Annotated in this window: 21 protein-coding genes; 12 read left to right on the top strand and 9 right to left on the bottom strand. The window is 45.7% G+C overall.

The window, feature by feature from the left end:
• Window positions 1–27: 27 nt before the first annotated feature.
• Window positions 28–468: a MarR family winged helix-turn-helix transcriptional regulator gene (locus LQ567_RS18355; RefSeq protein WP_231006960.1), complete on the bottom strand. Its 441-nt coding sequence runs from the start codon at window positions 466–468 to the stop codon at window positions 28–30.
• 175 nt (window positions 469–643) lie between these two features.
• On the bottom strand, window positions 644–1,144 hold the full coding sequence (locus LQ567_RS18350) for a hypothetical protein (protein WP_231006959.1): 501 nt from the start codon (window positions 1,142–1,144) through the stop codon (window positions 644–646).
• Window positions 1,145–1,522: 378 nt separating this feature from the next.
• Between LQ567_RS18350 and LQ567_RS18345 the strand changes: the two genes are divergently transcribed.
• Together LQ567_RS18345 and LQ567_RS18340 are read left to right on the top strand one after the other, a co-directional pair.
• Complete coding sequence (locus LQ567_RS18345; RefSeq protein ID WP_231006958.1) at window positions 1,523–2,278, top strand: alpha/beta hydrolase; 756 nt, start codon at window positions 1,523–1,525, stop codon at window positions 2,276–2,278.
• A 76-nt stretch (window positions 2,279–2,354) separates the two neighbouring features.
• Window positions 2,355–3,377, top strand: coding sequence for an AraC family transcriptional regulator (locus LQ567_RS18340; protein WP_231006957.1), 1,023 nt, complete (start codon window positions 2,355–2,357; stop codon window positions 3,375–3,377).
• On the opposite strand, the gene LQ567_RS18335 is transcribed toward LQ567_RS18340, so the two are convergent.
• Window positions 3,378–4,262, bottom strand: a complete 885-nt coding sequence (locus LQ567_RS18335) for a cytochrome c (RefSeq protein ID WP_231006956.1) — start codon at window positions 4,260–4,262, stop codon at window positions 3,378–3,380.
• A 4-nt stretch (window positions 4,263–4,266) separates the two neighbouring features.
• Window positions 4,267–5,001, bottom strand: a complete 735-nt coding sequence (locus LQ567_RS18330; RefSeq protein ID WP_231006955.1) for a hypothetical protein — start codon at window positions 4,999–5,001, stop codon at window positions 4,267–4,269.
• A 235-nt stretch (window positions 5,002–5,236) separates the two neighbouring features.
• Between LQ567_RS18330 and LQ567_RS18325 the strand changes: the two genes are divergently transcribed.
• Both LQ567_RS18325 and LQ567_RS18320 read left to right on the top strand, forming a co-directional pair.
• The gene (locus LQ567_RS18325; RefSeq protein ID WP_231006954.1) at window positions 5,237–6,379 is read left to right on the top strand and encodes a glycosyltransferase family 2 protein; all 1,143 of its coding nucleotides are present in this window, start codon (window positions 5,237–5,239) and stop codon (window positions 6,377–6,379) included.
• 38 nt (window positions 6,380–6,417) lie between these two features.
• Window positions 6,418–7,524 carry an ABC transporter permease gene (locus LQ567_RS18320; RefSeq protein ID WP_231006953.1) on the top strand — a complete coding sequence of 369 codons (1,107 nt, stop codon included), beginning with the start codon at window positions 6,418–6,420 and terminating at the stop codon, window positions 7,522–7,524.
• A gap of 106 nt (window positions 7,525–7,630) precedes the next feature.
• On the opposite strand, the gene LQ567_RS18315 is transcribed toward LQ567_RS18320, so the two are convergent.
• Window positions 7,631–8,098 (bottom strand): Lrp/AsnC ligand binding domain-containing protein, encoded by a 468-nt coding sequence (locus LQ567_RS18315; protein WP_231006952.1) that lies wholly within the window; start codon window positions 8,096–8,098, stop codon window positions 7,631–7,633.
• 441 nt (window positions 8,099–8,539) lie between these two features.
• Window positions 8,540–9,115: an ORF6N domain-containing protein gene (locus tag LQ567_RS18310; protein ID WP_231006951.1), complete on the bottom strand. Its 576-nt coding sequence runs from the start codon at window positions 9,113–9,115 to the stop codon at window positions 8,540–8,542.
• 214 nt (window positions 9,116–9,329) lie between these two features.
• Between LQ567_RS18310 and pheS the strand changes: the two genes are divergently transcribed.
• The 4 genes from pheS to LQ567_RS18290 all read left to right on the top strand — a co-directional run bounded on the left by pheS (window position 9,330) and on the right by LQ567_RS18290 (window position 12,933).
• Complete coding sequence (gene pheS, locus LQ567_RS18305) at window positions 9,330–10,370, top strand: phenylalanine--tRNA ligase subunit alpha (protein ID WP_231006950.1); 1,041 nt, start codon at window positions 9,330–9,332, stop codon at window positions 10,368–10,370.
• Between the two features lie 91 nt (window positions 10,371–10,461).
• Window positions 10,462–10,725, top strand: a complete 264-nt coding sequence (locus LQ567_RS18300; RefSeq protein ID WP_090392273.1) for a phosphopantetheine-binding protein — start codon at window positions 10,462–10,464, stop codon at window positions 10,723–10,725.
• A 9-nt stretch (window positions 10,726–10,734) separates the two neighbouring features.
• Window positions 10,735–11,931, top strand: coding sequence for a beta-ketoacyl-[acyl-carrier-protein] synthase family protein (locus tag LQ567_RS18295; RefSeq protein ID WP_231006949.1), 1,197 nt, complete (start codon window positions 10,735–10,737; stop codon window positions 11,929–11,931).
• Between the two features lie 99 nt (window positions 11,932–12,030).
• The gene (locus LQ567_RS18290; RefSeq protein ID WP_231006948.1) at window positions 12,031–12,933 is read left to right on the top strand and encodes an Rpn family recombination-promoting nuclease/putative transposase; all 903 of its coding nucleotides are present in this window, start codon (window positions 12,031–12,033) and stop codon (window positions 12,931–12,933) included.
• Window positions 12,934–12,965: 32 nt separating this feature from the next.
• On the opposite strand, the gene LQ567_RS18285 is transcribed toward LQ567_RS18290, so the two are convergent.
• Entirely contained in the window at window positions 12,966–14,015 is a 1,050-nt protein-coding gene (locus LQ567_RS18285) for a sensor histidine kinase (protein ID WP_231006947.1), read from the bottom strand.
• A 39-nt stretch (window positions 14,016–14,054) separates the two neighbouring features.
• Complete coding sequence (locus LQ567_RS18280) at window positions 14,055–14,732, bottom strand: response regulator (protein WP_231006946.1); 678 nt, start codon at window positions 14,730–14,732, stop codon at window positions 14,055–14,057.
• 217 nt (window positions 14,733–14,949) lie between these two features.
• Here LQ567_RS18280 and LQ567_RS18275 point away from each other — a divergent pair, with 217 nt between their 5' ends.
• Together LQ567_RS18275 and LQ567_RS18270 are read left to right on the top strand one after the other, a co-directional pair.
• Window positions 14,950–17,193, top strand: coding sequence for a hypothetical protein (locus LQ567_RS18275; RefSeq protein ID WP_231006945.1), 2,244 nt, complete (start codon window positions 14,950–14,952; stop codon window positions 17,191–17,193).
• A 101-nt stretch (window positions 17,194–17,294) separates the two neighbouring features.
• Window positions 17,295–19,496, top strand: a complete 2,202-nt coding sequence (locus LQ567_RS18270; protein ID WP_231006944.1) for a hypothetical protein — start codon at window positions 17,295–17,297, stop codon at window positions 19,494–19,496.
• A 197-nt stretch (window positions 19,497–19,693) separates the two neighbouring features.
• Here LQ567_RS18270 and LQ567_RS18265 read toward each other — a convergent pair whose 3' ends face one another.
• Window positions 19,694–20,386 (bottom strand): ROK family protein, encoded by a 693-nt coding sequence (locus LQ567_RS18265; RefSeq protein WP_231006943.1) that lies wholly within the window; start codon window positions 20,384–20,386, stop codon window positions 19,694–19,696.
• Between the two features lie 90 nt (window positions 20,387–20,476).
• Here LQ567_RS18265 and LQ567_RS18260 point away from each other — a divergent pair, with 90 nt between their 5' ends.
• On the top strand, window positions 20,477–22,258 hold the full coding sequence (locus tag LQ567_RS18260) for an ABC transporter ATP-binding protein (protein WP_231006942.1): 1,782 nt from the start codon (window positions 20,477–20,479) through the stop codon (window positions 22,256–22,258).
• Between the two features lie 154 nt (window positions 22,259–22,412).
• A complete protein-coding gene (locus LQ567_RS18255; RefSeq protein ID WP_231006941.1) occupies window positions 22,413–22,988 on the top strand; it encodes an RNA polymerase sigma factor in 576 nt (191 codons plus the stop codon).
• The last annotated feature ends 13 nt before the right edge of the window (window positions 22,989–23,001 follow it).

Raw genomic sequence — 23,001 nt, 5'->3', positions numbered from 1 at the left:
GCTAACAGCTGATTACTGGGCAGTTCCCTACCTTAAATTCTCATACACCACCTTCAGTACTTCCTTACAAACTTCAATTTTATCCTGGCTTACACCGGAAAGCGCTTCCTCTACCGTTTCCTCAGCAAAGCCGTAACAGGTATCCTGTATTTCCTTTGCCCGCTCCGTAAGATAGATCAGGTTCTTTCTGCGGTCGGACCGCGAGGGAATCCGTTTTACCATTCCCGCTTTTTCCAGGTTGTCAACCAGCCTTGTCATACTGGGCTTATCCCGGAACGTAGCCTTGCAAAGATCCTGCTGACTAATGCCATCCTCTTTCCATAAATGATACAGTACACTCCATTGTTCTATAGTCAGACTCAGATCTGCCTGGTTGAACTTTTTCTGCAACCGCCGGGCAATGGCCGTACTGGCCACACCGGTGATGAAACTGTACAATTCACTTTTCTTAAATTGGTTGTTTGGCATATAGTTGTTTTAACAACTAACCAAAGTTAGTTTATTTTTTCATCTATCCCAACATTTCCGGGTTGATTCCGCTCAATAAAACGACGGCATCAAAAGTCCGCGCTTTTAGAGCATAAGACTTTTGATGCCGTCCTGTGGCCACCCCGTCCAGGGGGTGTTTCGTAAATATGAAACGTTAACTACCGGTTTCAATCGCCTGGTTCTCTTTCTGTGAAAGAGCAGCCCGGTGCAGTATTAATTGTTCCTGGTTCGTGCTAAAGCTCACTTCTACCCAACCGGTATAGATCCGGCTGTTCTGCACGATCATGAAGGGAACAAACAGGTGATCCGCATCCCTCCAGTCGCCCCGCCAGAAAACCTGGTCCTCTTCGTTGGTTACTTTCTCCGCAAGCAATGCGGCAACCCCTTCGGACCAGTGATACCCGTTAAAGTCCGCCACACCGATCTGCTGCTTTTGAGACATTACCGGAATATGATCATCCGGGTTCACCGGAAACCGGGTTGCGGCATAAACCTGTACACGCCATTGCCGCTTATCTTCCTTGTGAATAGGGTCTCCTACCAATGATGTTTTAAAAACAAGATCATTTGTTCCGTTACCATCCGCATCCACGGATGCCTGCTGCCCAAATACAACAGTGCGGTTATACAATTCAGTATAGCGTATTGCCGGCAAATTCGGTAAATTCTTTTTATGGCAGCTGCCGGCTATTGCCAATACGAAAAAACAGCAAAGGGTAACACGCATTTTTTTATTAAAAGTATAATTTCTGTTCAACCCGTATCCGGCTCCTGTAATGAATTGTTATTTTTTTGTGATGAACCTGCATTTCCGCTGCAGGCTTGCAAGCGTACGCTATTTTTTCCGACCCGGTAAAATATAAATTAAGGTCGCCAACGGTGACCCCTGCCTCCAGGATTGCGTTAGCTACCAAAAAAAAAACGAAATTGCAGCCGTACAAAGAACGTTTCAACAGCATATCTGGAACAGAAATATCTATCATACAGGCAATCGGTCATTAGTTATGGCGTTAGTGGTTCCGGTCCGCAACCGGTGGTCTGCCTGCATGGTTTCAATGAGTCGGCACAGGCCTTTTCGGTGCTAAAGAACAGTGCCAACCGGTATACGATCCTGGCTATCGATGCACCGTTTCACGGCAATACCTGTTGGAAGGAAGGGCTCCGCTTTACCCCCGGCCAGCTTCATGAGATCATACAGCTCCTGCTAAGCGCTGAATCTTTTAACGCCGCAGAACCGTTGATACTGGTGGGGTTTAGCCTGGGCGGACGCATGTGTCTTTCCTATTACCAGCTGTACCCGCAATCCGTTCAGCAGCTGCTGTTACTGGCACCGGACGGGTTGGAAATGAGTTTTTGGTACTGGTGTGCTTCGCATACGCTTATCGGTAACCGCCTTTTTGCCAGTACCATGAAAAACCCGGGATGGCTGATAAAATTTGCAGGCGTCCTGAACAAAGCCGGGCTGATTAATGCCGGGGTTAAAAAATTTGCCGTTCACTACCTGCACCAACCACAGGTATGTAAAATGCTATATACCTCCTGGACGGCCTTCCGGTTTTTTAAACCCGATATAGCCCAGATAAAAAAAACCATTGCCCAAAGGAAAACACTCGTACAACTCTATTTTGGAAAATATGATAACGTGATCCCTCCAGCGCACGGCATCAATTTTTCGGCGGGTATTGAGGAACGGGTACAAACAATGATTTTGGAGGCAGGACATCGATTATTACAAAATAAAGAAGTCCATGAAATTTTAGATCCGGGCCATTTTAACCAGGCCTTATGACAATGAACACCCCGGCAAATCAGCGCAGCAATTTTTTGTTATTGTTTGCTATTTTTATGGCATATATCTACCAAATATGCAAACATTATGGGTAAGCATGTCCATTTTACGCAATATTATTCTGGGTGCAGCCCGCACAACAGACGCGTTGGAAAAAATTTGTGCGTACGGTAATATTGCTGTTTCCGACCTGGATAATCATGACATGAAACTGTCTTTAGAGCAGAACTGCGCACTCATGGATGCAGCACTTCAAATTTCAGGTGATCCCGACCTGGGGCTTCACATCGGGGAGCGAACTACCGTCAATGTATTAGGTATTACAGGTCATTTAATGGAAAGCAGCAAAGATCTGTTAACAGCATTGCATCACCTGCAGGAATATACGACTTCATTCACCCGCTTATATTATTTCGGTGTTGAAGTAAACGGTAGTGAAGTCGTTTACCGGTGCGAACCTATTGCCACGTGGAATGATCTTTCACCCGAAACAGCAAGGCAAAGTGTAGATATTGCGTTTTCCGGTACTTTACATATTCTCCGGCTGCTAACCGGTTTCCGTATACAACCCTTGCAGATTTTGTATCGGTACGCACGGATAAGAGATACCAGGGAACACGAGCGGATTTTCAAATGTCAGCCGCGATTTAATACACCCGTAAATGCGCTTGTTTTTTCATTACAAGATCTGCAACGCAGCATTCTTGGCTATAATCGTGAATTAAAGGATGTATTTATCAACATGCTGTACCAAAAGCTGCATCAGGAAAATCAATCGTTCATTCAACAGCTGCGAACGCTTATTTTGGAATTGAGCCAACCTTCTTTTCCGGGCATTAAAGAAGTAGCGGCACGTTTACACCTTACGGTGCGTACGTTGCAACGTAAACTACAGGAGGAAAATACCAGCTTTCGGACCGAAACAGAAGCAATAAGAAAAGAAATGGCTTGTAACCTTCTTTCTGCAAAGCATCTTACTGTTGCTGAAATTGCCGGCCGGCTTGGCTACACGGATAAAGCAGCCTTTCAGCGATCCTTTAAACAGTGGACGGGTGTAACGCCTAATTCTTATCGAACCAGTAAAACAACCAACAGATAGTTAGTGGACACTTTTCAAATAACTAAGTATGGATGTTAGTTCTTCATCAGTAAAATGTTGCATATTTTTCCAGGGCATAAACTCAGTACGCAAGAGTTTGCCTTCAGGGGTTTTACCACTGCGAAACGTACTTATAAATTCTGCTGCTGTCCATCTTCCAGGCGCACCTTTTGCACTGATGTCCGGAACCGATGGAAACCCCGGTGCTACCGGTGGGCCACCTTTCATGTCGGTCATATGACATCCCTGGCAAGTTGATACCAGGTACTTCCCGATCTCAACTTTACCGGCGGGGGCATTGACAGCAACAGGAATTTCATGATTGACACGCTCTGCCGGTAAAACAGCCACCCGGTCAATTATCATCAGTACACGGCCAATCGGGCCTATGGCTTTTAGTTTTTTCTGTTGATTATCTACTGCAGGCACACTTTGACAATAGGCGATCAGTTGTGCCAGGTCGTTTTTATGGAGTACTGCGCTTTCATGTGCCGGCATCATCCAGAGTGATTTACCGTTCTTATCTACTCCATGCCGCAGCACACGTACCCAGTCTTCCGTTGAATAATCAGGTGGAAGACCGCCTTTTCCTTTGGTCAAATTGGGAGCTGTTATTTGTAATAACATAAAGTCATTCATAAAAACGCTTCCTTCCAACTTGGCGCCATGGCAGTCGGCGCAACTCCTTATTTCATACAAGTGTTTTCCATTTTCAATAGATTGAGAGTCCGAGGGTATCGTTAGTGGTGTTTCTGCAAATCGGTAGGTCTTATTCATACGTTTCTCCGTACTAAAATAAATAAAGAGGTATCCCAACAACAAAACAGCAAGTAAAAAGAGCACTATTCTGCCGATCCATTTGCCTATAGTCTTAAATACTGACATGCTTTTATTTTTCACTGGTTGACAAATTTGGGGCAACGGTGCTGAAAGATGCCATCGTATCGGGCTTGCGCAGGATATATATTCCCAGCATAACGGGCCACAGTATGCCCAAAAGCAAATAAATATTAACCCCGGTTTCGGCCAGTACATTCCAATCGGTTATGGTTCCTACCGCATCCGATAAACAAGCAGCCCCTGCTATAATGGACATCATTCCAATGATTTTATTGTCCCTGCGAAGCAATACACCAAACCCTATCCACCACACAGCAGCAAACAGTACTTCAAGCATATTCCAAAGTCCTTTTGCTACCGCCGTCGTCATAGCGTTGAATATTAAATGTATTATATGTTGGTCCGTCGCCGGTGCCCCACTGTATTTTTGCATTAAGTATGGCCAAACGGCAGCCAGCACAGCAGCGCCAATTGCTCCGGTCAAAACATAACCGATACCGCTAAAAGTGAACAGTGGAACCCACGGAGAATGATACCTATACTGCTGGTGGAGGTAAAAGATAACCGGCAGCAGGAGCAAATAATACCCGGCCATATCAAATAACAAAAACCAATAAGCTGATTTGAAATTACGTGCATACTGCAGTAAAAGAGTCGTATCACTAAATACATCAAAATTAAACTCAACTGCAATTATGCCCGCCAGCATACAGGCAGCGGATAATACACCGGCTGTTATTGTTACGGTTCCTAAAACCCGTTTGTATGTAACTACTTTTTTCATGCAGCAAAAATATACCGCGGCTTGTCGAAGGGTGATAACAGAAAACGACAAAATGATTGCAGTTTACGTCAGCCATTTGTGGGGTATTGTAGCAACCCGTTGCATGGTCAGATATATAAATTATGATTTCTCAAAAAGGATCGGGACGGCAACCCATCCGAAAGAATAGTTTGGCTCCGGCGACCAGTTTTCGTCAATATGATCAATTGTTCTGCTGATGCAGTAGTTTTGTTGCATGTGGCTTATTGGCATTATCGGTGTTTTATTTTTATTCTATACAGTTCTTATCCTGTTTTATACCAGAAGCTGGAACCAGATGCCGTTGCAGGCTCCGGCAGCGGACCCTGCTAAAGAGAAGACCCGTTTTACCATCATCATTCCTGCCAGGAATGAAGCCGCCAATATCCTGCGCCTGCTGGAATCTATAAAACAGCAACGATATCCTCTTCATCTTTTTGAACTTATTGTTGTGGATGATCATTCGGACGATGAAACAGCAACGCTTGTAGAACAGTTCCGTGCAGCCAACCACCCGTCCTTTTTAATAACCCTTATCCGTCTTACCGGGGATGGGCTGAACTCCTATAAGAAAAAAGCCATTGAAACAGGCATTGCAGCTGCCCGGCATGAATGGATTGTTTGCACCGATGCAGATTGTATTGTTCCGCCCGGTTGGCTACAGGGTTTTGCACAACTGATCCATGAAGCCGGCCCGGTATTTATTGCCGCCCCTGTTGCTTTTATGGAAGCGGAAACGCTTGTAAACGTATTCCAGGATCTGGATTTTCTTACATTGCAGGGCATTACCGCAGCCTCCGTTTATAAAAATATACATACCATGTGCAATGGGGCCAACCTGGCTTACCGGCGGGATGTATTTGAAGAAGTGAAGGGTTTCAAAGGCATTGATACCATTGCTTCCGGTGATGATATGTTGCTGATGCACAAAATATGGAAACAGTATCCGCATCGCATCGCTTATCTCAAATCGAAGCAAACGATTGTAAAAACAGTGGCGGCCCCCACCTGGAAGGCCTTTATCAATCAACGGATCCGCTGGGCAAGCAAGGCCACCCATTATGATGACAAACGCATCTTTGCCGTGCTGCTGCTGGTGTATCTTTTTAACCTTTCCTTTCTGGTTTTGCTCATCGCAGCATTCATCAACAGCCGCTGCCTGTATGTACTGTTTATCTTCTGGGGCCTAAAAACCATTATCGAATATCCCTTTATCAAAAGCGTGGCGTGGTTCTTTAACAAACAATCGCGGTTAAAATATTTTTTTCTGTTTCAGCCGCTGCATATCGGCTATACCATACTTGCCGGGTTCCTGGGGAGTTTTGGACGGTATGAGTGGAAGGGACGGCAGGTAAAATAAAATACGTACAGGTTGGTTTTTTCTTACATTTGGTACCCATGCAATTATTCTCCATATTCCGCCGGTTTGTCCAGCCTTCCAGACAGGCAGGCTGGAAACGGCTTAAAAAAAATAAAGGAGCGGTGGCGGGTTTGTGTGTGATCCTGTTTTCCATCTTTGTGGCAATCTTTTGTTATTACCTTGCAGAAGATGCCTCCCCTAATGCCAACCGCATCATCCTCGAAATCGGGGGTGCCAAGCCCGGATGGAAACAAACCTTTTTAAAAGTAAAAAAAGAACAGCTGCCGGATCCTGCCGGTTTTATGCAACGGTTGCTGAATGGCCGGCCAGACCAGGCAGATTATATCCCCATTACGGCATACCAGTACACTGCCGATAGCATTTTTGTTGATAAATATATTGATGAAGGCGTTACAGAAAAGATGCATTTCTCAAAAACACAGCTGGCCGAAACCCCTGTTGTTACCAAAACATTCTGGCTGGGCACAGATAGCTATGGCCGGGATATTCTCAGCAGGCTGATCGTAGGTACAAGGGTTAGTTTGAGTGTGGGATTGATCACCGTGCTGATTTCAATAAGTATCGGATTGATCCTCGGCTCCCTTGCAGGATTTTACCGGGGCAGGATCGATGACGCCATTATGTGGTTCATCAATGTAATCTGGAGTATTCCTACGCTGCTATTGGTATTTGCCATTACACTGGCGCTGGGCAAAGGCTTCTGGCAGGTATTCATTGCGGTAGGGTTAACAATGTGGGTAAACGTGGCCCGGCTTGTAAGAGGTCAGGTGCTGGCCGTAAGAGAACTGGAATATATTGAAGCTACCAGGGCGCTTGGGTTTAGAAATGCGCGGATCATTGCGGGACATATCTGGCCCAATATCATGGGCCCTGTATTGGTGATTGCTGCGGCCAATTTTGCATCGGCCATCGTTATTGAAGCCGGCCTCAGCTTCCTGGGCGTTGGTGTACAGCCTCCTCAACCCAGTTGGGGGCTGATGATCAAGGAAAACTATAATTTCATCATTACGCAAAACCCTATGCTGGCACTGGCTCCGGGATTTGCCATTATGATCCTTGTACTGGCTTTTAATCTTTTTGGAAACGGGTTACGGGATGCCCTCAATGTGAGAGGAAAGTTGTAACCGGTACGGATCTCCGATACGATCGTTGCTCACGATCTTTATCAGTCACCGCGAAACAGTCCTTGTTCATTCACAAAAACCATTGAACAATGAATCAGGACCAAACTTAGTCCAGCACCTTTACATTCCGGGCGAAGCTTTCTTCAAGCGAGATCAGCGTTTCGGTTCTTTCAATGCCTTTGATCTTCTGCAGCTTCTCATGCAGTACGTTTCGAAGCTCACTAATATCTTTACAAATGATTTCTGCAAACATGCTGTAGTTTCCGGTAGTATAATTGAGCCTTACGACCTCCTTTAATTTATACAATTCTTTGGCTACCGAATCATACAGGGAACTTTCTTTCAGATAAATTCCAATAAAAGCAATAACATCGTACCCCAATAGTTTCAGGTCTGTATTTAATTTCGTACCTTTCACTATGCCGTCTTTCTGCAGTTTTTTTATGCGCACATGTATGGTACCGCCCGATACAAAGAGCTTTTTACCGAGGTCGGCATAAGAGATCTCCGCATCCTCCATCATATGCTGGATGATCTGCAAATCGAGTTTGTCCAGATTCAATTTATTGTTCATTTAGGCAATGTTGATTTTAAATAATTTAACAATCATTGCAAATATTTAAACATTTTCTATATTTTCAAAATTTTTATTGAATTATTTGGAATGAACGGGGAACAATCTCTATTTTTGTTCTATCAAACGCTGAAATAGCGGGTTCTTTTACACTGTGGGGTGATGAAATTTTTGGCAGACATGCCCTCTTGTCTCGGGGGTGAGGAGTCCAGGATAAACACAGCATAGAGCCGGTTCCAATTTCGGTTGGGACCGACCGGGGTTGACCACCACGGATTTTGTGTTGCGGCTAACTGCCTCGTGGAGGTTCGAGCCCTCCCCCTACAGCTTTAAAAGCCTTACAAGCAATACTTGTAAGGCTTTTTTTATTGCGGTAATTGTGCCCCGTTTCCATTTCAGTGTACCCTGGCGCAGAATTCAACTGTTTTATAAGCGCTATGTTTATTGATACCCGATCCGTTCCCTGTTTTTCCATGCCTGTTCCTTTGCCTTCTTTTCAGCTTCTATATCCAGCATATTTTCCAAGGCCTCATAGATCTGGTTGAGCTGGGCATCATGTACGTCTATGCGCTGATGCAGCTCGGTACGTAGCTGTTGCAACTGCTGCAGGAAATCACTTCGCTGCAGGGCCAGTTGCCGTAAAGCAATAAAAGCCCGCACAATAGCAATATTCATTTCGATCGCTTTGTCACTGTTTAACACAGATGCCAGCATTGCCACGCCGTGTTCGGTAAAGGCAAAAGGCGGGTATTTTGAGTGCTGGCCTCTTTTTGAAGTTGCCGGTTGACCGTCAACGCTGGGCGGATTCTTTAAGGTCGCAAATTGCGACCTTAAAGAATCATATTCCTCTTTTGTCAGCTCAAACATAAAATCCTCCGGAAATCGCTTCCTGTTTCTCCGTACCGATTCCTTTAGCCGCTTGGTTTCCATCTGGTATAGTTCAGCAAGATCATAATCCATCATTACGCGCTGACCTCTTAATTCGTAAATTCTTTGCTGAATGACAGTTAATTGCATGGTGTTTTCATTTTTTTAGTGATTAGCCTGTTTTCAACCCCAATTTACCCCATTTTTATCATACGGAAAAATCGGAACAAATGCAGCGCCGGACCCGTTGCCACGATGCCGGCCGCGTTGGTCTCCGGTCAGGATCAACCAAGCAACAAAATGGTTCCATCTCCCCAAAATTACCGGTATCCTGCCTCCTTCATTTTGATTATCTTTGCCCGCTATGCAGGATTTGATTCAAAAGTTAGATGCTTACAAACAGGAAATTGCGGAATTCTCCGGCTCGGGTGAACAGGCTGCGGAAGCATTCCGCATTCAATGGCTGGGCTCCAAGGGCCGGGTAAAAGAGGCTATGGGAGAAATGAAACATGTACCCGTTGAACAAAAAAAGGAGGCGGGGCAACTGCTGAATGAATTTAAACTGTTTGCAGAAAGCAAGTATGCCGAGCTGAAAGAGACAGCCGGCGCCGGTGCGGCGGATCAGTCAACACCCGATCTTTCCCTGCCGGGCGACGCTGTTCCCCTGGGCAGCCGTCATCCCATCTCCCTGATGCGTCATAAAATCATTTCTATTTTTCAGCGATTGGGATTTGCCGTGGCCGAAGGCCCCGAGATCGAAGATGACTGGCATAATTTCACTGCATTGAATATGCCGGCACACCATCCTGCGCGGGATATGCAGGATACCTTTTATGTAGATGCCGGTGAAAACACAGCGGTTGACTGGCTGCTGCGTACGCATACCAGCAATACCCAGATCCGCGAAATGGAAAAAGGAAAACTGCCGATCCGCGTAATTTGCCCGGGCAGGGTGTACCGGAACGAAACCATTAGCGCGCGCAGCCATTGCTTCTTCCACCAGGTAGAAGGATTGTATATTGACGAGAATGTATCTTTTGCCGATCTGAAACAGACCCTTTATTTTTTTGTAAGGGAAATGTATGGCAAAGATGTACGCGTACGGTTCCGTCCTTCCTATTTTCCTTTTACAGAACCCAGTGCCGAAATGGATGTCAGCTGCTTTATATGCGGCGGCAAGGGATGCAATATTTGTAAGAAAACAGGATGGGTGGAAATTTTGGGATGTGGTATGGTACACCCGAATGTATTACGGAATTGCAATATCGATCCCGAAAAATACACAGGCTTTGCCTTTGGTATGGGCGTAGAACGGCCGGCAATGTTGAAATACGGCATCAATGATATTCGTCTGTTCAGCGAAAACGATGTCCGTTTTCTAAAACAGTTTACTGCTGCAACGTAAAATGAATGCCCCGCATCTGTACCTAAAGAACCAGGTGTTAAATACCACCGGCGAGGCTTATTTTTGATAACTATTTATAGAATTCATAACAATGGAAAAAGAACAACTGAAACAACAGGTAAAAGAGCAGATCATTAAGTTTTTGAACCTGAATAATGTAAAACCTGAAGATATTAAAGATGAAGAGCCCTTGTTTGGAGAAGGCCTCGGACTGGACTCCATCGATTCCATTGAGCTGATTGTGATGCTTTCCCGCGAATATGGCATCAATATCCAGGATCCCAAAGAAGGAAGAAAAATTTTAACTACCGTTAATACCATGGTAGATTATATCGAACAGCACCGTACAAAATAAGTTTCCGTTTTGGGCAGGATTTTAGTTACCGGCATAGGACTTATTTCCGCGATCGGCAATACGGTGGCGGAAAACCGGCAATCGCTCATAGAAGGGCGTTCCGGTATTGGAAATGCTTCCTTTTTACAGTCGAAGTATACCTCCCTGCTTCCGTTTGGGGAAGTAAAAAAAAGCACAGAAGCCCTGGCCCATCTGTTACCCACGCCTCAACCCCAGGTTACCCGTACAGATCTGATTGCCTTGCACGCATTAAAGGAGGCTATTGATGACGCACAACTCTCCGGGCAGGAGCTACGCAACCCGGCTACCGCGCTTATCGGCGCCAGTACAGTGGGGGGTATGTGCCTGACGGACAATATGTATGCCGACGCAAATGCAGATACCCCTGCCGGCAGTCCTTACCTGGCATCCTATTCCAATAGTGCCAATACCCTGTTCCTGCAGTCTTTTTTTAACATCGGCGGTATTGTAAATACCTTTAATACCGCCTGTTCCTCCTCAGCCAATGCCATTATGTATGGAGCACGCCTGCTGCAGAACGGGCTGGCTGAACGTGCGATTGTAGGCGGCACTGATAGTCTTGCAAAATTTACGATCAACGGGTTTAATGCGCTGATGATCCTGTCTGATGCGCCCTGCCGGCCTTTTGATATGGCCCGGAAAGGACTGAACCTGGGAGAAGCCGGAGCGTTTATTGTTTTGGAAAAAGAGGAAAACATAACGCCTTCCCGCAGGATTTATGCCGAACTGAAAGGGTATGGGAACAGCAATGATGCCTATCACCCTTCCTCTACATCAGAAAATGCCGATGGCCCGTTTCTTTGCATGCAGGGCGCCTTGCAAACCGCCGGCCTGCAGCCGGGAGCCATTGATTTTGTCAATGCGCACGGAACGGCTACCGAAAACAATGATGAAACGGAAAGCGTGGCGATGCTGCGCCTGTTTGACAAGCCACCTCCCTTTGCCAGCACCAAATCCTATACCGGTCATACTTTGGGCGCTGCCGGCGCCGTTGAAGCCATTTACAGTATCCTCAACTTGCACCACCAGGAAATATATCCATCCCTGAATTTTGAAACACCCATTGAAAAAACAGGGCTTATTCCGGTACACACTTACGAAAAACGCCCCCTTCGCTATGTAATGTCTAATTCATTTGGATTTGGAGGCAATTGCAGTTCATTAATCTTCGGGCAACACCATTAATAAAGTTTATAGTATTCCCCGGAAGACAGGAAGCTTCGCATTTTTTTTACCGTCCGGAAGCTGTATCTTTATCGTGCACCTTTGTTAAAACACATACCTATGGCAACTGCAAAACACCCGGGCGCCACCGTTTATATTGACCCGCTTACAGATTTTGGCTTTAAACGCATCTTTGGAACGGAGCCACATAAAGAGCTGCTCATTGCTTTTCTCAACAGCATCTTTAATGGACAAAAACTTATTACAGAACTCAGTTTCAGCAAAACGGAATACAAAGGAGACACTGCCAATGGAGGCGGGGCCGTTTTTGACTTATTGTGCACCGGGAGTAACGGTGAAAAATTCATCATTGAAGTGCAGCGCAGCAATCAGAAAAATTTTAAGGAACGGTCGCTTTTTTATACAAGCCGGCTGATCAGCGACCTGGCACCGAAAGGCAAACGGCATCTTTGGAATTATGAATTACCGGAAGTGTACCTGGTTGCACTGCTGGAAGATTTTGAGCTGGAAGCATTTTCGGCAGGATCCGTACTTCATAATGTAGGACTTTGCAGTGCCGGATCAGGAGTACGGTTTTACGACAAGCTGGGATTCATTTATATTGAATTGCGTAAATTTGTGAAAACAGAAGCGGCATTAAAAACAGACCTGGAGAAATGGCTGTATGTGTTGAAGAACCTTGGGCAAATGAAAAAAATGCCGGTATTCCTGCGAAAAACAATATTTCAGAAGCTGTTTCATATTGCTGAATACAGTAACCTTACAAAAGAAGAAAAAATGCTTTACGACAAAAGCTTAAAACATAAATGGGATCATGCCAATGTGCTGAACTACGCCCGTGAAGAGGGTATCAGGATCGGCGAGAAAAAAGGCCAAAAAGAGCGCAGCTTTGCATTTGTAATGAACCTTCTCACCAATACCGATTTTGAAGTATCAAAAATTGCAGCATTAGCCCAGGTTACGGTTACCTATGTAAAACAAGTAAAGAAAAAGATCAGTTAATATTGCGGAATGCCGGCAATTGCAAAAAACCACTAGTCCTTCTTCGCCGCCAGGGTAAATCCAATGGTGGTACCCACCCCCTCCGTACTGCGGATATGGATGGTTTGCTGGTGTGCCTCAATAATATGCTTACAGATCGCCAGGCCTAACCCGCTGCCTGTAATATCCATGCTGCGGCCGGTTTCGGTACGGAAAAACCGTTCGAAGATCCGGGGCAGGCTTTTTTCAGTAATCCCAACTCCGTCGTCACTGATCTCTACCAGGATCCGCTTATCATCGGTTTTATAAATACCCGCCTTGATACTGCCATTAATTTTTCCGTACTTAATGGCATTCTCCAGGAGGTTGATCACCACCTGACGGATCTTTTCCTTGTCGGCGTTCACCATGATGGGTGCCTCGCAGCCTTTTTTAATGCTGAAATGGATATTCTTTTGTTCTGCTTTTATCGAAATACCTTCAAAAGAATCTTTCAGCAGGTCCTGTATTATAAAGTTCCGTTTTACAATGGTAATCTCCCCGCGTTCCAGGCTGGAGATCTCATCCAGGTCCTGCAGCAGGTTGGTCAACCGCTCCACGTTCGTGGATGTTTTTTCCAGGAATTTCCGGCTGATCACCGGATCCACCATATCGCCCGCTAAAAGCGTTTCCACATAGCTTTGTATTGCAAATACGGGCGTTTTAAATTCATGGGAAAGATTTTGCAGGAATTCCCGCCTGAATTCCTCGTTTGCCTGAAGCGTGGCTACTTTTTGCTGGTTCTCCTGTGCCCAGGTTTCCACATCTACGGCCACTTCATCCAGGCTTTTTTTGGGAAGAATATATTTGTAATAGGTTTCCTGCCGCCGGGTGGCCTTGGTTTGATAAATAAACTTGTAAATAACCTTGATCTTCCGGTAAATAAACCGCTCCAGTACAAAACTCACCAGGAGGAATCCGCCGATGAGCACCACGAAAAACGACGCCACCGCGGGCTGCCATTTTTGTTCAAATATATAATCGATAAGGCTGATGGGAGCAGCCAGACCCAATGCTGTATAAAACGATAATTTTCTTGGTGAAAGGTTTTTAGGGTCAAACATGCTCAATCCATTAAAATCATTCCGGAAATCGATACCATCCTACACTTCAAACTTATAGCCCACTCCCTTAACGGTGGTAATACAATCCAGCTCCAGCTTTTGCCGTATTTTGCGGATGTGCACGTCAATGGTACGGTCTCCTACGATTACATCGTTACCCCAGATCGCATTCAGGATCTCATTTCTCAGAAACACGCGGCCGGGCTTCAGGGCCAGCAGATATAGTAATTCAAATTCTTTTTTTGCCAGAATGATCTCTTTATCACCGTTCAGCACCACAAATTTCTCCGGATCGATGGTTACGGGGCCCACCTTGATGGATTTATTATCTTCTTTGTGAATGCGGCGCAACAGCGCACTTACCCGGCTTAACAGCACTTTCGGGCTCACGGGCTTGTTTACATAGTCGTCCGCACCGGTTTCAAGACCGCGGATCTGCGTAGACTCATCATTCAATGCGGTAAGAAACATGATCAGGGTATCTTTAAAAACCGATTGCGCCCGCAACACCTGGCATACCTGTACCCCGGTTTTCTTCGGCATCATCATATCCAGGATGATCAGGTGTGGTTTTACCTTGTTTGCCATGTCAATAGCCTCCTCTCCATCCCTGGCGGTGGTTACATCATAGCCTTCTTTTATCAGGTTATAAGATAAAATGTCGAGAATGTCGGGTTCGTCATCCGCAACTAAAATTTTATACCCTTTATTGTCCATTTAACAGAAATTTAAAGCAAACCTAACCGTATTTTTTTGATATATGGCTTTTCTGCGGGCCGGATTACAGAGAGTTAATAATAAATTAATCTAATCATCATCATAAAATTACGACGAAAACCGCCTGGTTTTACCGGCCGGGTATCATGGTATAAATTTTGCATGATTTTTAACCAAATATTCTTATCCAGGCTGTGTAACTTGTGATTTAATGTATATGAAGAAGCTTATACCTTTCCTTTTACTGCTGCTGTTGTCTGTACAGGCAGACGCACAAAGAAGATCCAAAAGAAAAAAAAAGCGGGAACAGGCACCCATCGAAGTGGTGGATACCATTCCGGCCTATACCCCCGCCATGATCCGGTTAAAGCTTCATGAAGCGGTAGATGCCGATCAAAAAGCACTAATGGCCAGTGATGGAAAGGCCGATGCACAACTAAACGTTTCTGCAGACGGACAGGTAAATACCGCGGTAAGCGATGCCGCCGCCAAGCGGGTTGACTGGCTGCAATATGAAATAGAAACTGATCGAACTATGGATCAGCGACTTAAGGCGAATTATCTTTCGGGACTTTCGGAGATCCTCCGGTATGTAAAAACCGGCTGGAGACGGGGCGAAGTGGACGCAGCCTACCTGCCACAGATTCTTGCCACCTATAAAAAATGTATTGAAGCCGACCGGAATAAACAGTCGATAGCTCCCGTGATCTACAATCTTCCATATGATGTGGCATACACGGCTATTTTGCCCCGTGTGTTTAAGGACAATGTTGGTTATAAGGATACCAAGGACGTGCTCCTGCTGAAACTGAGTGAGCGGTACCCTCATAAGACCTTTGCCTCGCTGCGCACCAACCCTGAATCTCCGTATGCTGACAGCCTGATACGGGTAATGGCACATAAATATCCCCAGCAGCTATATGACTATGCCCAGGCCAATAATAAACTCAGCTATAAAATCCAGAATATTGAAGACGATGCCCTTATTAAAAGCATTGTAGATATGGCGCGGAGTGATAATAAAAGCGGCCAGTTCTACTTCCCGTTTCTGGACCTTATTTCCTCCGGAAAGCTAACCATACAGGATATTGATGGCGTTAAAAACGATCCTGTAAAATATTTTCGCCTGCTGGTAAAAACGCAGATCGAATATTCGAAGCGGGCCTCAGCAGGTGATACGGCCATCGGCTACCGGAGTCTTTTGAGCAAACTGGAGCAAAAGGCCAAAGACGAATTTGTAGCCCCCATCAACGGGCTGCATGAGCGGCCGGATGCCATTCGCTTCCGTGTCCTGCAACCGCTGAGTGCGGAAGAGCTGTACTATGTGGCCGTGCTTACCAATGGCCTGATCTATACCAGCAGTTATACCAACGGTGTATACCCGCTGATGATGCGGAAAGCCCGCAACAGAGGCGATGAGTTGCTGAAGAACCTCAATTTTGATCATTATCGCAAATTTATCAGCCAGGCGGCCTCCTATAATACCCTCAAAAACTTTCTAAGCACATTTGCTGACAAAGAAGACACCAAAAAACTGATGACCTCCTTTGTGAGCAACCTGGAAAAAACAGAAGGCCTGGAAGACGGAGTAGATGTGGCAGACTCTTATGCGAGCGTTTATGAAACCCTCCCCGACCTGGCCGGACAGATGTTGAGCGATGTAAAGGAGAACCTGAACCGCAACAAACAGGCCGGCAATCAGAAAGGCGTAGCCATTTACAGCATCCTGAACAACCTGTTTCTTTCGGCAGATTCCTCCAATCATATCGATCTTACAAAGGAATTGCATATTCCTCCGGTATATGATATCAGCTTTAATACCCTTGCCAACGAAAAAGGAGAGGTGATCAGCCAGGTATTTTTTTACGGTGACCAGGACGGGCGTAACATTTTTAATGGTTTTCTGAATATGTTTAACCCCTCCAACTGGAAGATCGACCGGGGCAATAAACAATGGGTGGTGATCAAATCCACCAAAGGAAACCCGGTTTCCATTTATGCCAACCGGCCGCTGGATGAACTGAAAGGGGAAGATGATAAGGCGCAACGGGCATTAAATGCCTACCTGGAGGAGCATGATTTATTTCCCACGGTTACCATCCACCGGGGCCATAGTTACTATGCTCCTACTACCATCGATTACATGTCGCCCACCTCAAAACTCGTCTTTATGGGCTCCTGCGGTGGTTTTAACCTCATCGACTCTATTTTAAGAAAATCGGAAGATGCCCATATTATTGCCTCCAAACAGATCGGCAAAACGGCCATCAATAAACCCTTTTTCCTGTTATTAACAGAAAAACTCCGTACGGGAAAAGATATCGAATGGATCCCGTTCTGGAAGGAATTTAAGGGCCGGGCCAATGTTCCGGGGTTTGAAGATTATATTCCGCCCTACAAAAACCTGGGCGCTATTTTCATAAAAGCGTATAAAAAAGAGACCGGGGAAACCGATATCTGATTTTTTGCGTCTTGATTTTGTTAAAAGATCGCCGTGGGCTTCCTTCCTGCACAAAAAGGGGGTAGCTTTGCGCATCGCATGAATTATTTGTACGTTTTTTTATGAAAAGATCGGCTTTTGTTTTAGGATTGGTATTGGCGTCCGTAACCCAGGCATTTTCGCAAACTGAAAATGGTAATGTACCCGAGTATACGGTTCCGATTACCCGGCAGCTTTCTCACGATAATGTAAATAAGCAACAGAAACTGCTGTTGGGCAGCGATGGCAAGGCTAACGACAGTTTTACCATCGACAATAATGAAAGTGCCAGCCAGATTGCTACAAAAGCGATCACCACAAAAGTGGATTGGCTCCAGTATGAAATTGAAACCAATGCCAGCATTGATAACCGTATGAAAACCGGCTATCTTTCCGGATTGGTGGCCATTTTGAGTCATATGCGCACCGGATGGTTAAAAAAAGAAGTGCGTCCCACGCATTTTGACCAAATCATCGCGCTTTATAAGAAGCTGATCGACGCCAACCAGAAAAAAGAATCCCTGGTGCCGTATATCTCGTATTTTCCTTATGATATCGTATATACCGCCACCCTGCCCCGCATTTTTGAGGAAAATCCCAGTTACAAACAAATAAAAGACATCCTGCTGGTAAAATACTGTACGCAATACCCGCATAGAACATTTATTGCCCTTACAGATTACCCGGATGCACCGGCGGCAGACAGCCTGATAAAGGCGGTTGGAAAACAGTACCCCGAACAACTGTACTCCTATGCCCAGGCCAATAACAAACTGGGGTATAAGATCCGGTCTATACAGAACGATGAATTTGTAAAAACAGTGGTAGCCTTATCCCAGCAAAAAAGCGGACAGATCTATTTCCCCTTCCTGGACAATCTTGTAAAAGGAAAGATCACGACCGCTCAGCTGGACGCTGCCAAGGACGACCGTTATAAATATTACCGGCTGTTGGTAAACACCCAGATCGATTATGCAAAGCGGGCACTTGGAGGAGATACCGCTATCGGATACGCGGAGCTGACCAAACGCCTGGAGCGGAAAGCAGCTGAAGATTTTGTTTCAGAGATCAATGGTCTTCATGAATCGCCCAATGCGGTACGGTTTAAATGCCTGCAGCCCCTGAATGCGCAGGAATTGTATTACCTGGCTGTATTAACCGATGGTTTGATATACACCAGTAGTTATGTAAGTGGGGTATACCCGCTGATGATGAGTAAGATCAATAACCGCGGAGATTCCTTACTGCTAACCGTAACCTTTGATCATTACCGCAAATTTATCAGCCAGGCGGCTTCCTATAACACGCTTAAGAACTTTTTTACCACTTTCAAAAGTGATGCACACGCGCAGGACCTGATGACCGCTTTTGCCAGCGGATTGGAAAAATCCAAAGGCCTGGAAGACGGAGTGGACGTGGCCGACTCTTATGCCAGTCTTTACGAAACCCTGCCGGATCTGGCACGCCAGATGCTGGCCAATATTAAAAGAAACCTGGAAAGTAACCGGCGTAGCGGCAACCAACGGGGTATTGCTATTTATACCATTCTTTCCAAGTTGTTTATGTCTGCCAACCCCGCCAACAATATCAACCTTACCAAGGAACTGGGTATTCCGCCCGTATACATGGTCCCTTTTTCAAATCTGAGTAACGAAAAAGGAGAGGTGATTACCCAAATGTTCTTTTACGGCGATGAGGATGGAAGAATGGACTTTGATATTTTTGTGCGCACGTTCTCTGCAGATCCCAAATGGAAAGTGGACCAGAGCAACAGCAAGTTTGTAGTGGCCAAAACCACCAGCGGCGTTCCGGTTTATGTATATGCCAACCGTCCCCTGCCCAATGAGGACGACCAGGATTATGTCGCTCAAACAGCGATGGAAGAATACCTTGAAAAAAACAACCTGTCGCCCACCGTTACCTTTCACCGGGGCCATAGCTACCATGCCATGACCAGTGTAGGTTATGTGAGCCCGACCAACCGGGTGGTATTTATGGGCTCCTGCGGTGGTTTTAACCTTATCGACTCTATTTTAAGACGGTCTTCCGACGCCCATATCATTTCGTCGAAACAAACGGGCTACCGGGATATCAATTTACCTTTCATCCGCATTTTCCTGGAAACACTCAGAAATAAAAAAGATATCGACTGGATTCCTTTCTGGAAAGAATTCCGGGCAGCAGCGCATATCACAGGTATGGAAGATTATATCCCGCCCTACAAAAACCTGGGTGCATTATTCATTAAAGCGTACAAAAAGGAAACAGGGGAAGATGATCTGTAATAATGTGCGCATTTGAAGATTTGAAAATGTGGGAATGAAGATCCGTAACTGCTTCATAAACCTCCTCAGGCCGATATGCTGCAGACGTTAGACATCACATGTCTAATATCTGGCGTCCGGTATCTAAAATCCAGCGCCCTACACCAAGCATAAAAACGAATCTAACCTCAAACTTTGAACGTTAAACCTGAAACAAACTATTGTTTCCACAACTGCACGCCGCCATCGATACCATCCACATTGGAAACGATGGTCATATTCTCCTTCAAATCCAGCGTTATTTTTTTTGCCAGCCCGCCACCGATAAACAAATGATCGTAATTAAACGTCGTTTGCAGGATCTTTAATACAGCCTGCAGCCGTTTGTTCCACTCTTTCTTTCCCAGGTCATCATAGGCCCGCTGCCCCAGGTATTGGTCGTACGTTTTATTATTGATACAGGGGTGTTGCCCGATCTCCAGGTGTGGCAGCAGTTTGCCGTCGAGAAAGAAGGCTGTTCCAAAACCTGTTCCCAGGGTAATCATCATTTCAAAACCTTTTCCTTCAATACAGCCAAGTCCCAGCATATCGGCGTCATTCACCACCCGGGCCGGCTTTCCCAGCGTCTTTGATAGCAGGGCTGCCAGGTCTATCTTATTCCAGTACTGGGAACCCAGGTTGGGTGCCGTATACACGATATTGTTCCTTACATAACCGGGAAAGCCCGCAGATACCTGGTCATACCGGAAATCTTTCACCAGCTCTTTGATGGTATGCACCAGGTTTTCCGGTGTGGCCGGAACAGGCGTAGGTAGTTTGATATATTCCTGCACTATTTCACCCTGCGCATTGAGGGTACACCCTTTTACCTTGGAACCGCCAATATCAATAGCCAATGTGATGGATGCCATATCTGTTTTCTTTTTTTAGAAGCATGAAAGATAGATAAGTTTATGGGTCTTAAAAAAAAATTGTCTCCAGAATAATTATCTTGCAGCCCCATGGCAGATTCAAAAAAGGCATTTTTTGACGTTTCAAAGGTCAGACGGGTCTTTCAATACGCAGCACCGTACAAAAAAAAGTTCTACCTGTCTGTTGTACTGGCGATCCTACTGGCTCTTATCACCCCTGTGCGACCGATGTTGATCCAGCTTACGGTAGATGATTATATCACGCACTCCGTTCCCCGAATGGTGGTGTATGTAACACTGATTCAACTGGTGATTATTCTTATTGAAACCGCCATGCGTTTTTCCTTTTCCTTTACTACCGCATGGCTAGGGCAGGCAGTAGTAAAAGATATGCGGGATGCGATCTATAAAAAGATCCTTCGTTTGAACCTGCGGCAATTTGACCGTACCCCCATCGGCACCCTCACCACCCGTACCATTAATGATATCGAATCCATTAACGAGATCTTCTCCGATGGCCTGATCCCTATTATCGCCGATCTGCTTTCGATCCTTTGTGTATTGTTATATATGTTCTGGATCGACTGGAGGCTGACCCTCATTGCGCTGATCCCGTTTCCGATCATGATCATTGCCACTTATTATTTTAAGGAAAGCATCAACCGCTCTTTTTTTAAGGTACGCAATGCCGTAGCGGCACTCAATGCCTTTGTACAGGAACATTTGTCGGGTATGAGTGTGGTACAGGCCTTCCATGCGGAGAAAAAAGAGTTTGATAAATTCAATACCATTAACAAACAGCACCGGGATGCCAATATCCGTTCCATTTTTGCCTATTCCGTATTTTTCCCGGTAATTGAAATCGTACTGGCCCTGTCTATCGGGCTCATTATCTGGTATACGGCCCGTGAAGCATTGGATTTAAAACAGGGGCAGCAGGGGGTGATCGTATCGTTTATCCTTTGTTTGAACCTGTTGTTCCGCCCGTTGCGGATGCTGGCAGACAAGTTTAACACGGTGCAGATGGGCATCATCGCCAGCGAACGGGTTTTTACCGTAATGGACAACCCCGATACGGACCAGCCGCCGGCCGGCGGATACCAGGATCCGCAACAGCGGGTAGCCGGCACGGTTGATTTTGAAGACGTGTCCTTTGCTTATGTTGAGGAGAAATGGGTACTCAAAAACCTGAGCTTTCACATCCGGCAGGGAGAAACCGTGGCCATTGTAGGGCATACGGGCAGTGGCAAAACCACGATTACCAATCTCCTGAACCGTTTTTATACCATCCAAAAAGGTACCATCACCGTAGACGGCAGGAATATTCAATCCCTGTCGCCCGGATACCTCCGAAAAAATATTGGTGTGGTGCTTCAGGATGTCTTCCTGTTCTCCGGGTCGGTGCTGGACAATATTACCCTCCGGAATCCTGATATTTCCGAGGACCAGGTAATTGCCGCTGCTAAAATGATCGATATGCATGATTTCATTATGCGGCTGCCGGGAGGATACAACTATAATGTGAAGGAACGGGGAGCTACCTTATCACTGGGACAGCGGCAGTTGCTTTCCTTTATCCGGGCCTTGCTGTATGATCCTTCGATCCTGATCCTGGACGAAGCTACTTCTTCCATTGATACCGAAAGCGAACTGCTCATTCAGAAAGCCACGGAAACGCTGGTAAAAGGACGTACGTCCATCGTTATTGCCCACCGGCTCAGTACCATACGTAAAGCCGATAAAATAATTGTACTGGATAAGGGTGTGTTGGTAGAGATGGGCACCCATGATGAATTGATGCACAAGAATGGGTATTATGCACGGCTGCATAAAATGCAGTTTGAGCAGCAGGCCGGGCAGGTTTCTGTCTGAGGCGCGCCCGTACACTATACTCCTGTCCGTTTTTTAATCCATCCGCAGTGCCGGGTTTCCGTAAAATAAAAAAAATGTTAACGGAGGCAACCCTTCGCCGGAATTTGCTGTATGTACTTATATATAAACCATTTCGTAACCTTATACATAGTGTTTGTCAGTACCTCCGAAGACCGAGTATAGCCTGTCAAGTATGGTAGGTGGCTGTAAGTTGGGTATACCCTCCTGGCAGCGGCGGTTGTATGAGCAATACTTTGGGTTTTCGCTTTCAGTATGCCTGCGGTATACCGCTTCGCGGGAGGAGGCACTCGAAATGGTGAATGACGGATTTGTAAGGGTATTCAGGGGCATGGCCCATTTTCAGGAACCGGAAGATCAGGAACATTTATCGAAAGTTTTTATGAGCTGGTTAAAGAAAATAATGATCCATACAAGTATCAACCACTACCAATCTGCGAAAAGAAAGGCAGAACGGGTTGATGCAGGCCCCGCGGAGTTGCAGGCAGAGGCATCCGGAAATATGACAGATCATATGGCGTACCTGGACCTGGTAAAGCTGATCCAGCAATTAAGCCCGGCTTACCGGGCCACTTTCAGCTTATTTGCCATTGAAGGGTTTAGTCATGAAGAAATCGCACAAACATTGGGCATATCGGTAGGTACCTCAAAATCCAACCTGATGAAGGCCCGTAAAAATCTCAGGGAAATGCTGGAGCAGTTAAATGAATAAAAAATTTTCAAAT

Source organism: Niabella pedocola (assembly GCF_021044425.1).
Lineage (GTDB): Bacteria > Bacteroidota > Bacteroidia > Chitinophagales > Chitinophagaceae > Niabella > Niabella pedocola.
Note: the sequence above shows the minus strand (reverse complement) of the source record. Positions and strands in the feature narration are given on the sequence as shown.